The organism is Petrotoga sp. 9PW.55.5.1 (genome assembly GCF_003265365.1).
GTDB lineage: Bacteria > Thermotogota > Thermotogae > Petrotogales > Petrotogaceae > Petrotoga.
Window position 1 is genome coordinate 108669 of the sequence record NZ_AUPM01000003.1, and the last position, 8280, is coordinate 116948.

Here is an 8280-nt window from a genome sequence, read left to right on the forward strand (position 1 = left end):
TTTATTAAATTCTCTCTATTTTTTCAACCCGGGTTTTGTGTCTCCCGCCTTCAAACTCCGTTGATAAAAACTTATCAACCGTCCAAATTGCTAAGTCTGGCCCCATAAGTCTTCCTGCTAAAACTAATACATTTGCATCGTTATGTTTACGCGCATATTCTGCCATAGAAGGATAAAGACACAATGCACCACGAATACCTTTAACTTTATTTACAGATATGGACATACCAATGCCAGTTCCACACAACCCAATACCGAAATCAACTTCTTTTTTAGCAACTTTTTCTCCTAATATTTTTGCATAATCAGGATAATCTACGCTCTCTTCAGAATCAGTTCCTAAATCTATAAAATCTATATTTTTACTTTTCAAATACTTTTTAATAGCTTCCTTCATTTTATATGCTGCATGATCAGAAGCAATCGCTATTTTCACACTCAATTCACTCCTTATAAAAAGCAACAATAGTTATATAAATTTACATGAATCTGATTAAACCAACCATTTTACCTTGTATCTTTAATCTGTTGGCTTTAATTTTTATCTCTTTCATTTGCTTGTTTTCCGGAATTAGCAGAATTTCTTCTTCATTCAATCTTTTAAATTTTTTTAAGGTGGCATTCCTGTCATCTATTAATGCCACTACTATATCCCCATCATTAGCGTACTCTTGTCTTCTAATTATAACAAAATCTCCACTCCTAATCTGTGCATCTATCATAGAGTTTCCTTCAACTTTCAACGAAAAATACTCATAAGATTTTGGGAAGAAATTTGTTGGTATTGGTACATAATCTACTACCGATTGTATTGCTTCTATAGCATCACCAGCAGCTATCTTTCCTGAAATAGGGGCTAAAGTTTCTGATGCGAAAATTTCACCAGACTTAGGAGTAATCCTGATTCCTCTTGAAACATTTTTTCTTTCAATGTAGCCTTTTTTTTCTAAAATTATTAGGTGTTTGTGAGCAGCTCTCGGACTTTTGAATCCAAAATGCTTCATTATATCTCTTATACTTGGTGCAAATCCGTTTTTTCCCATATAAGATTTTAGGAATTCTAAGATTTGGGCTTGCCTTTTTGTTAAATCTTCCATTTTCGTATCCCCTTTCTTAATTTTTACAGGTATATTCGTTTAAACAAAATTTCACTCGGTTTCTTGAACCTCTATTGTTCCCACTACTGAATCATTTTCATCTAACCTAACAACAATAACTCCTTGGGTAATTCTGCCTAAAACGTTTATATTATCAACGTTAACTCTAATTGCTTTGCCTTTTTTAGTAAAAACAAGAATATCTTTTCCGTCTTGTACACTCATAGCGCATATAATAGAACCGATCTTCAAAACATCTCTTACTGTTTTTAAACCTACGCCTCCACGATTCTGAACCCTGTAGGAATCAAATAAAGCTCTTTTTCCATAACCTTTTTCGGTTATTAATAGTAATTTTTTATCTTTTTCCTCTCTTACGACATTCACCACTTCATCATCTTTCCTTAACTTAATAGAGTTAACTCCCATGGCGTTTCTCCCCATCTTTCTTACATCGGATGAATGGAATTTAAGCGCCATACCTTTTTTTGTAATTACCAATATATTTTCATCTTTGCTATTTAATAGGATTGCATCCACTACCATATCGTTATCTGATAAATTTATGGCCCTAATACCGTTGTTTCTTGCATTTCTAAATTCTCTTAGCGAAGTTCTTTTTACCTTTCCTAATTTTGTAAAGATCATAATATCTTTATCATAATCTCCGTCTAAGGAAATTGGAGCGATAGTTTTTATATCTTCTGCCTCACTCAAACTAATAAAATTAGCGATATGTTTACCTTTTGATCCTTTGAAACTTGTTTCTATCTCATAAGCGTTAATTTGATAAGCTTTTCCCGCAGAACTTATCAACATAAGCTTAGATAATCTGTTAGTATTGATTATTTCTTTAACGTTATCATCTTCAGATATTTTTAACCCTTTTACACCTTTTCCGCCTCTTCCCTGGACCTTATATTCATTTGAAGGAATGGCTTTTATATATCCCCATTTTGTTAGTACAATAACGACATCTTCATCTTGAACCATTTCAACTTCTTCAGAAAAATTTGATTCGTTGTACAGAATTTCAGTTCTTCTATCATCACCGAATTTTTCACGTACTTCATCAAGTTCTTCCTTAATTACATTCATCAATTTATCTTTATTATTCAAAATTTCGATATCTTTTTCTATCTGGGTATATAAGCCTTTTAACTCTTCTTTTAGATTGTTGGATTCCAATCTTGAAAGACTTATTAATCGCATATCTGCTATAGCTTTTGCTTGTTCTTGGGTTACACCTATTGTTTCCTGCAAATTTTTTAAAGCCATTTCTGGATTCTCAGAATTTCTAATAATTTCCACAACCGTGTCTATTCCTTGAACAGCTTTTATTAACCCTTCCACGATATGAGCTCTTTTTTTAGCCTTTTCTAATTCATATTTTACTCTTCGGGTTATTACTTCAACCCTGTGATCTAAAAAGCTTTGCAATAACATTTTTAAATTCATCAAAGAAGGTTTATCTTTATCAATGACATTCATCTGAACGTAAAAATATGATTGAAGATTTGTGTGTTTAAACAATTCATTGATCAATCTTTTTATATTCGCATTTCTTTTTAATTCTATAACTAGCCTAATTCCCTCTTTATCGCTTTCGTCTCTTACATCTTTAATTCCAGAATCCTTTTTTTGTTCTTTTAATCTGACTGCATATTTAACTATTTGTTGAATTATATCAGATTTAGAGACGTTGTAAGGAATTTCATCAAAAACAATGGAAGTTCCCTTATCATTCTCTTCAATTCTATATTTCCCTCTAATAGTTATTTTGCCTCTTCCATTCTCATATAGCTCAGCTAGATTTTCTCCATCAACTACCAAACCACCTGTTGGAAAATCAGGGCCTTTAATATGTTTTAGTAAGTCTTTTACCTCACAATCGGGATTTTCAATCATTAATTTTAAGGCATTCACCAGTTCTTTTAAATTATGTGGTGGAATATTTGTAGTCATTCCAACAGCAATTCCACTAGAACCATTCATTAAAAGATTAGGTAATCTCGTAGGTAAAACTATAGGTTCCTTTAAAGAGCCATCGAAGTTATCCCTGAAATCAACAGTGTCTTTATCTATATCTTTGAGCATATACTCGCCTAATTCAGGCATCCTTGCCTCAGTATACCTCATTGCGGCAGGCGGATCGCCATCTATCGAACCAAAGTTTCCTTGAGCTTCAACTAATGGGTATCTCAAAGTGAAAGATTGACCCATTCTAACCAGGGCATCATAAATAGCAGCATCCCCATGGGGATGATACTTACCCATAACTTCTCCAACAATACGGGCATTTTTTTTGAATGAAGAATTATGTTTTAACCCCAACTCACTCATAGAATATAATATTCTTCTTTGAACGGGTTTCAATCCATCCCTTACATCTGGGATAGCTCTACTAACAATAACGCTCATAGAGTATAATAAATATGAAGTTCTAAGTTCATCGGTAAAATCTTTAATTATTATCTGGTTTTGATCTTCCATTTTTTACATTTACCTCCATTATGAAATCTTTGCGCCGGCTTCTACGTCTTTTTCTACTGTTAATACACTTAAATTTCCATTAGAATCTTTTGCTGCCAATAGCATTCCTTCTGATGTTTCACCCATCAATTTAGCGGGTTTTAAGTTTGAAATTATAATTATTTTTTTATTCTCTAAATCTTCCGGTGAATAAAAATTCTTAATTCCTGCAATAATCTGTCTGGTTCCTAAGGGGCCAACATCTAGTTGTAAACGTAGTAATTTGTTAGATTTTTCTATATTTTCTGCTTTGATTACTTGGGCAACTCTAAGATCAACTTTCTTGAAATCATCTATCTCAATAATATTTTGTATATTAGTATTTTCTTCTGACATAACTTTTTCTGCCTCCTCTGTTTCTGTTGTTTTTATTATTCTTTTCCAGGTTTTGGTATCTATTCTTTCAAAAACCGGAGAGCCTTTATCTATTTTTATCCCGTATTCTAATACCCCTTTCCTAAAATTTTTAGGGCTTAAATGATTTAAATCGTAACCGAACTTTTGTAGTATTATTTTTGAGGTATCTGGCATCACAGGGCTTATTAGAACTGCTATTATTCTAATACTATCAAGCAAATTATATATGACCGTTGCCAGTCTATCTTTTCTTTCGGGGTCTTTACCTAAAATCCAAGGTTCCGTCAAATCGATATATTTATTAGAAAATCTTATTAATTCCCAAAGATTCTCTAAAGCCTGTGTAAATTGATAAGAATCCATACATTTTAAATACTCTTTTGTTTTGTTTTCAAGAATATCGTATAGTTCTTCATCTATTATATCTTTTTCTTGAGGTTTTGGGATAACCCCATTGAAATATTTCTCCGCCATAGTAAGTGTTCTGTATACTAAATTGCTCAAATCATTAACCAAATCCGCATTGTACCTTGTTATAAGATTTTCTTCTGAAAAATCCCCATCTCTTCCAAAATTTATATCTCTTAGCAAGTAATATCTAACAGCATCTTTGCCATATGCATCCATTAAAATTCTAGGATCAACCGCATTTCCCAGAGATTTAGATATTTTTTGGCCATTTACAGTCAACCACCCATGAGCGAAAACTTTTTTAGGAAGAGGCAGATCAGCAGACATCAGCATTGCAGGCCATATAATTGAATGAAACCTGTTAATCTCTTTACCTATTAAATGAAGATCCGCGGGCCAGTATTTATCGAACTTCTCTTTATCATCAAAGTAACCAATAGAACTAACATAATTTATTAAAGCATCCACCCAAACATAGACAACATGTTTTGGATCGGATTCTAAAGGTATACCCCAATCGAAAGTTGTTCGGGTAATACTTAAATCGTTCAAACCACTCTTTAAAATTTGAAGCATCTCATTTTTTCTAAAAGACGGCTCAACAAAATCAGGATGTTTTTCATAATGGTCTAAAAGAGGTTGGGTATATTTTGAAAGTTTGAAAAAATAATTCTCTTCCTCTACCCATTTTAATTCTCTATTACACTCAGGACATAATTTTGTGTTCTCTTTTATTATTATCTCTTTTTCATCCCAAAACGATTCATCGTGTATACAATACCAACCGGTATATTTTCCCTTGTATATATCCCCTTTTTCGATCATTTTATTTATCATTATCTGAACGGTTTTCATATGATAATCATCAGTTGTTCTTACAAAATGGTCGTAACTTATCCCAAGTTCGTCCCACAATTTTTTGAATTTTGATGAAAGATTATCCACATATTCTTGTGGAGACATATTTCTTTCTTTGGCAGCTTGTAAAACCTTTTGACCGTGTTCATCTGTCCCCGTTAAGAAGAAAACATCGTACCCCAACATCCTTTTAAATCTAGCAATTATGTCAGCAACGATGGTAGTATATGCAGAACCTATATGAGGTTCACTATTGACATAATATATTGGGGTAGTCACATAAAACGTATCCATGAAAGCACCTCCGGATTCATTGCAAAATTAATTTTTATTCCTTCTATTAACCTAAATTATTATATCATAAAAAATCATTTGGTATTCTTATTTATTCTGAAAATTATTTTAAAGTTGAGTATTTTCAAAAAATAAAACTATGGTATAATTCAAAAGAATTGTTACGTTGAAAGAATATTAAAAATATTATAGAAACCGGAGGGATAGAGTTGAGGTTTTCTGATTTTTATGCTCCTACTTTAAAAGAAGCTCCATCAGATTCTGACATCAAAAGTTATGAATTATTGATAAGAGGTGGATTTATAAGAAAGATATCTTCAGGTGTTTATAGTTATTTACCGCTTGGATGGAAAGTAATAAGAAAGATAGAAAGTATTGTAAGAGAAGAAATGGAAAATATAGGTTCTCAAGAAATTATGCTGCCGATAATTCATCCTGCGGAACTTTGGAAGATGACTGGAAGATGGGACGATTATGGTCCTGAACTTATGAAACTAAAGGATAGGCACGACAGAGAGTTCACCTTAGGCCCAACTCACGAAGAAATAGTAACTTTCTTGATGAAAAACGAACTAAGATCATACAAACAATTGCCTCTCAATGTCTTTCAAATAGCTACAAAATTCAGGGATGAAATAAGGCCTAGATTCGGAGTATTAAGAGCCAGAGAGTTCATAATGAAAGACGCCTATACATTCCACACTAATTATGATTCTTTAAGAGATTATTATATGAAATTTTACCAAGCCTATGAGAACATTTTAAAAAGGATTGGAGCAAAATACGTCGTTGTTGAAGCCGATACTGGAGCGATAGGTGGATCTTTTTCTCATGAATTTCACGTATTAGCCAAAAATGGTGAAGGAAGAATCTTTTACTGTGAAGAATGTGGTTATGCAGCTAGTGATGAAAAAGCAAAATCCAAAGAAAAGTTTATACCTGATGAATCAGAACCAATAAAAGAAATCCAGAAAGTAGATACCAAAGAAGCAAAAACAATAGAAGAAGTTTCTAAATTTCTAGAAATTTCTAAAGACAAACTTATAAAATCAATCTTATTGAAATCAAACAACGGATGGGTAATGGCTTTAATAAGGGGAGATTATGAGATTAATGTGGCTAAACTACGAACTATTTTACAAGATCAAACTATAGATATTGCCGAAGCTGAGGAAGTCTATAAGAAATTCAAGTTGAATGTTGGAAACATTGGTCCCATAAACATTCCAGAAGATATAAAAATAGTTGCTGATTTAAGCATAAAATCCATTAAAAATGGTGTAATTGGAGCCATGGAAGAAAAGAAACACTATATAAACGCCACACCATATCAAGACTTTAGAATAGATCTGATGGAAGATATTAGATATATTAAAGAAGGTGAAAAATGTCCTAATGAAAGTTGCGATTCTATTTTAAAACTAACTAAAGGGATAGAAGTTGGTCAAATATTTGAACTCGGTAACAAGTACTCTTCAAAAATGGCCGCCCTTTTTACAGACGAAGACGGTAAACAAAAACCATATATAATGGGCTGCTATGGTTGGGGTGTATCAAGAACATTGGGAGCGGTTGTAGAACAATTAAACGATGAAAATGGTATTTTATGGCCCAAAAGTATCGCTCCATTTGAAGTTGCAATCATACCCGTTACTATGAACGATATGAACATTGTAGAAACATCAGAAAAGATATATAATTACTTGCAACAAAGAGGAATGGATATAATAATAGATGATAGAGCCGTATCAGCTGGAATTAAATTCAAAGATATCGATTTAATTGGAATACCTTTGAAAATTATTATAGGGAAATCTCTCAAAGAAGGGAAAATAGAATTAAAGTTAAGAAATGAAGAAAAAAGTTCCTTAATTGAATTCAACGAAAATAATATAGAAGAGTTTTACCATAAAGTAACAGAAAAACTAAAGGATTACGATCCAACTACAGTATCAAATGTTTAAAAGCCCTAAAAAGTTGACAAAATCTAAAAAAAATAGTAAAATATAGGTGTAAAAAATAAAAGCCAAGATAGCTTGGCTTTTATTGGTGGGCTCGGGTGGATTCGAACCACCGACCACCCGGTTATGAGCCGGAAGCTCTAACCAACTGAGCTACGAGCCCAATCACGTTGATAATTATAGCATTAATAAGAATATTTGTCAATACTTTTTTAAAAAAATCTTTTTAACAGGGGTGGGGAAAATATAATAATTAAGAAGGAGTAATATTATATGAGCATTAAAACTGAAAAGACAAGTAGTCAAGATGACCCTGTTAAAATACTAATAAAAAAGTACCCTAGAATCATTATACTAAGAGCTGTTTTTAACCTGCTAGAAAAAGAAGTGGAATTAGACTTAGAAAATTTGGAAAAAGAAGCTGTCAGATTATTGAAAGAATAAAAGAGCTGATATCAGTTTTTATTCCCCTCTTGAGAGGGGTATTGATTTTTATTCCCCTTTTTGAAGGGGTGGCTGTGACGCTTTTTGTCACAGACGGGGTAGTTGCTTTTGATTTACCTTTGAATTGGATTTTCAATTTGCTGAAAGCAAATTTAAGAATGACTACCCCGTCTGCAGCACAAAACGCTGCATCCACCCCTTCGAGGAAGGGGAATTTTACTTTCAACCAAAACCTTCACTTCTATGGTATAATTTAAATAGAACAAAAGTATAATTCAACCAAACTACAAATAACAAGGGGGAAGAAATGGGAGACTCTAACATAG

At 32.6% G+C, this 8280-nt stretch carries 7 protein-coding genes and 1 tRNA gene; 3 read left to right on the forward strand and 5 right to left on the reverse strand.

The genetic code is table 11. The features are described from left to right. Nucleotides 1–4: 4 nt before the first annotated feature. From rpiB to metG, 4 genes are read right to left on the reverse strand one after another with little or no spacing between them, the layout of a single operon-like run. Nucleotides 5–436: a ribose 5-phosphate isomerase B gene (gene rpiB / locus PW5551_RS01025; protein ID WP_113073657.1), complete on the reverse strand. Its 432-nt coding sequence runs from the start codon at nucleotides 434–436 to the stop codon at nucleotides 5–7. Nucleotides 437–479: 43 nt separating this feature from the next. Further along, a complete protein-coding gene (lexA, locus tag PW5551_RS01030; RefSeq protein WP_113073659.1) occupies nucleotides 480–1097 on the reverse strand; it encodes a transcriptional repressor LexA in 618 nt (205 codons plus the stop codon). A 51-nt stretch (nucleotides 1098–1148) separates the two neighbouring features. Further along, nucleotides 1149–3590, reverse strand: coding sequence for a DNA gyrase subunit A (gene gyrA, locus PW5551_RS01035; RefSeq protein WP_113073661.1), 2442 nt, complete (start codon nucleotides 3588–3590; stop codon nucleotides 1149–1151). A gap of 18 nt (nucleotides 3591–3608) precedes the next feature. Then, on the reverse strand, nucleotides 3609–5549 hold the full coding sequence (gene metG, locus PW5551_RS01040; RefSeq protein WP_113073663.1) for a methionine--tRNA ligase: 1941 nt from the start codon (nucleotides 5547–5549) through the stop codon (nucleotides 3609–3611). 209 nt (nucleotides 5550–5758) lie between these two features. On the opposite strand from metG, the gene PW5551_RS01045 reads away from it, so the two are divergent. Beyond that, nucleotides 5759–7513, forward strand: a complete 1755-nt coding sequence (locus tag PW5551_RS01045) for a proline--tRNA ligase (protein WP_113073665.1) — start codon at nucleotides 5759–5761, stop codon at nucleotides 7511–7513. An 83-nt stretch (nucleotides 7514–7596) separates the two neighbouring features. Here PW5551_RS01045 and PW5551_RS01050 read toward each other — a convergent pair. After that, nucleotides 7597–7673 (reverse strand) — tRNA-Ile (locus PW5551_RS01050). A gap of 110 nt (nucleotides 7674–7783) precedes the next feature. Between PW5551_RS01050 and PW5551_RS10130 the strand changes: the two genes are divergently transcribed. Both PW5551_RS10130 and PW5551_RS10115 read left to right on the forward strand, forming a co-directional pair. Then, nucleotides 7784–7954 (forward strand): hypothetical protein, encoded by a 171-nt coding sequence (locus PW5551_RS10130; protein ID WP_158526101.1) that lies wholly within the window; start codon nucleotides 7784–7786, stop codon nucleotides 7952–7954. 74 nt (nucleotides 7955–8028) lie between these two features. After that, entirely contained in the window at nucleotides 8029–8211 is a 183-nt protein-coding gene (locus tag PW5551_RS10115) for a hypothetical protein (protein ID WP_158526102.1), read from the forward strand. Nucleotides 8212–8280 lie beyond the last annotated feature (69 nt).

What these genes read in the sequence shown, in the direction of transcription:
- gyrA (WP_113073661.1), bottom strand. Translation starts at nt 3,590, where the DNA reads ATGGAAGATCAAAACCAGATAATAATTAAAGATTTTACCGATGAACTT.
- lexA (WP_113073659.1), bottom strand. Translation starts at nt 1,097, where the DNA reads ATGGAAGATTTAACAAAAAGGCAAGCCCAAATCTTAGAATTCCTAAAA.
- PW5551_RS10130 (WP_158526101.1), top strand. Translation starts at nt 7,784, where the DNA reads ATGAGCATTAAAACTGAAAAGACAAGTAGTCAAGATGACCCTGTTAAA.
- metG (WP_113073663.1), bottom strand. Translation starts at nt 5,549, where the DNA reads ATGGATACGTTTTATGTGACTACCCCAATATATTATGTCAATAGTGAA.